The sequence below is a fragment of the Actinoplanes solisilvae genome, assembly GCF_003999975.1.
In the GTDB taxonomy this organism is placed as follows: Bacteria; Actinomycetota; Actinomycetes; order Mycobacteriales; family Micromonosporaceae; genus Actinoplanes; species Actinoplanes solisilvae.
In genome coordinates, this window is sequence record NZ_RJAC01000068.1 from 1 (window position 1) to 3,116 (window position 3,116).

Here is a 3,116-nt window from a genome sequence, read left to right on the forward strand (position 1 = left end):
GGCCTGCGCGAGGTGGTGATCGACCTGGCGTGGTGGGCCGAACGCAACGCACTCGCTATCGAGAAGGACCGCGAGGCCTTCGACGCCCGGTGATCCCGCTCAACGTGCCTCATCAGCGGGGGCACCACATCGCACGCCTACGGGTCGCGGCGTCGCCAGGCACGACGAGCTTGATCGCCTCAATCCGGGAAGTCGTGCGCGAGGTTCGCCAGCTGAACTCGCGAGTTGATGTCGAGCTTCGCGAATACGTGGCGGAGGTGGGTGTTGACTGTGTGCGGCGATAGAGACAGCTGGCGAGCTGCCTGTCGGTTGGTGATGCCGCTGGCGATCAGGCGGATGACCCGGTGTTCGGTGTCCGTAAGACTCGACCAGCCGAAGGCCGCTCGCCCGTCGGGCGGGCACCCCTCAGGCTCACTCCGTCCGTGCAAGAGACAGCTGATTTGTTCGACGTCCGCAGCGGCGTCCGCGATGTCGCTGGGATCGCCAGTTTGTTCCGGCCGCATCAAACGAGTGGTCTCGGCCGGCGGTGATCCTGAGTCGACCAGGACGTCGGAGACCTCGCGTTCCAGCGCGCACCGAAGTGACGCGGGCAGGGATTCGCGGACGGCCTGACGCAGCAGTTCGTGCTGGAATTGCAGACGCTCGCCGTCTCCGCGGACGAGATCCGCCTCGACTGACTCTTCGAGCGGCTCCACCAGCTCGGAGGGGCGGCAGCGGAGCACGGCGGCCAGCTGTGCTGCGGTGAACCGTTGCGGAAGCACCGCCGCCATCCGGACCATTCTCCGGGCCGGCGCGGAGAGCCGTCCCAGCCGCTGATTGATGTTGCCGGTCAGGCGGTCCGGCAGCCGGCTGCCGATCGCTGTCGCGAGGCCGTCCTGGATGCGCAGGCGGTCCTCCTCACTCAGCCCGCGCACCAGCTCGAGGATCAAGAAAGGGTTGCCTCTCGCCTGGTCGGCCAAAGCCAGCAGCCCCGGATGAGCGGGAGCGCCCGCCGCGTCCGCGACAAGTTGCGCCGTCATCTCGAGGGTCAACGGCGGAAGTCCCAGTCGGCAGGCCCCCTCGCCGGCCAGGTGGTTCCACAGCTCGCGTACGGCCGGGGTGGTGTCGCCACGAGTCGCCAGCATCCACAGGACGCCGGTGTGGCGAAGATCGGCCGTCAGTGCCCGCACTGCCATGATCGTGCCGTTGTCCGCCCATTGGAGATCGTCGAGCAGCACCACCACCGGTGTTCGAGCTGCCGCGGACTCGAGCGCTGTACGCAGGTCACGCACCACTCGATGGGGCAGGTCGGTATGGGTGCCGAGCGTGCCCAGCTCGTCCGGGCCGGCGATCGGCGGCTCACCGTTGAGCACGGCCGTCAGCAGCGGAGCGAACGGAAGGACCTGCTGGCCGTCGAAGGCCTGTCCGGTCTGTGTGTGCGCGCCCGCACGCCGGGCTCGGTCGTTCGCCTCCCGCAGGAGCCGGGTCTTGCCCGTGCCGGATCCGCCCTCGATCAGCAGCACTTGCCCCTGGGCCGAGCGGGCCGCGATGAGTCCGGCTTCTACGGCGTCGAGGTGGGTGTCGCGTCCCCGCAGAACGGATGGCGCCCGTACGGTCCGAATCTCTGGCGTCGTGGTCATGGAACCGCCCCCTCAGCATTCGGCATCCATGCTGAGTGTCAGCGTCGCAACCACGGCCGTATGGGGCATCCGTAAGCCGACTCATTGTCCGCCGGGGGTGTATCGCCGGTCGTATGACGGCCGGCGATGTGCACCCGGTCAGGCGCGAGTCGGATGACCTATGCATCAGATCGATTGGCGGTAGCCGTAGTACTCGTGGTCGTTGACAGTGCCCGGTCGCCGGGCCGCCGTGAGCAGGGCGGGCATCGTCCGCAGATCACCTTCGACGTTCGCACCGACATAGGCGGCTTCAGCCAGTCGGCGACTACGCTGCGGGTCGTCCGTGCTGAGGTCCGCGGCCCGCCGAAGTGCCGTCACCGCTGCGAGGGCATCGTCGGCACTCAACGCCCGGCTAGCTTGTTCCTGCAAGAGTCCGGCCACCAACTCATCGGCGCCCACGGTGGCCTGGGCCAGATGCCAGGCCCGTTGTTCCGGGCGGTCGGCGGCCCGCTCGGCTAGCTCCGTATGCGCTTCGGCCCGATCCTGCCCAGTCGCGCAGCGCACCACCTCCCTTCCCACCTCTGTCATCGGCAGGCGTCGCACACATCTGCGACGCGTGAGCGCGCGATGTGCCGCCTCCGCGTCTGAGGCACCGTGAGCTTTGACCGTTGACAGGGGGTTCGGCTCGTCGAGTCACTCGTTCCGATGCGTTGCCGGATGGATCCGATGGACAACCAAACAGCAAGCGCTTGAAGGAGACGGTTTCTGCCGTCTCATCCTTTCCCAGGTGAAGGTCGCAGTTTCAGCCATGATCACCGTTGAGGAGCTCCGCGAGTACAGCCGCTTCGCTGATATCAGCATTCCTGCTGGCGGTCAGTAAAACCAATCGCTGATTGTGTGCGAGATCGCGCAAATGGGCGAAGGTGGTCGCCTGCTCCCCCTGCGCCAACTCGGCCTCGTAGCGGCGCCGGAATTCAGGAAACCGCTCCGGCACATGTCCGTACCACGTACGTAGACCCGGCGAGGGCGCGACCTGCTTACACCATTCGTCAAGGGCAGCCCGAGCCTTGCTCAGTCCGCGTGGCCACAAGCGGTCCACCAGAACACGGATTGCCTGCTGGTCGGTGGCCTGGTCATAGACCCCCCGCACTAGTACCTGATCATTCATGCGCTGCCTCCGTCTGCTGGTTCCCTGACGTCAGAATGACCTATCGCTCCCTTTCGGGCATCGCGCAAATCTGGGAGCGGGCCGATCCCACATTCATGGGATCACGTGAATAAGCGACTTGAGGGAGTCGGGCATTCCGTAGCAGGCTGAAGCCCATTGACCGAGCAGTCGGCCGCGGCTTTCCCATCCGGGCGACATGAAAGAACAGGAAGAACGATGCCTTTTATCACCACGCCCGACGGCGTTCAGATCTACTACACCGATCAGGGCTCCGGGCAGCCCGTCCTGTTCAGTCACGGCTGGCCGTTGAGTTCCGATGCTTGGTCGGTCGAGATCAAGAAGTTCGCCGA

The 3,116-nt window shown here is 66.1% G+C and carries 3 protein-coding genes; all 3 read right to left on the bottom strand.

Annotated elements, in window-relative coordinates:
* Positions 1–179: 179 nt before the first annotated feature.
* Complete coding sequence (locus EER30_RS46575; RefSeq protein ID WP_127509754.1) at positions 180–1,619, bottom strand: helix-turn-helix transcriptional regulator; 1,440 nt, start codon at positions 1,617–1,619, stop codon at positions 180–182.
* 165 nt (positions 1,620–1,784) lie between these two features.
* On the bottom strand, positions 1,785–2,186 hold the full coding sequence (locus tag EER30_RS46580; RefSeq protein ID WP_127509757.1) for a hypothetical protein: 402 nt from the start codon (positions 2,184–2,186) through the stop codon (positions 1,785–1,787).
* A 214-nt stretch (positions 2,187–2,400) separates the two neighbouring features.
* On the bottom strand, positions 2,401–2,766 hold the full coding sequence (locus tag EER30_RS46585) for a DUF488 domain-containing protein (RefSeq protein WP_127509760.1): 366 nt from the start codon (positions 2,764–2,766) through the stop codon (positions 2,401–2,403).
* Positions 2,767–3,116 lie beyond the last annotated feature (350 nt).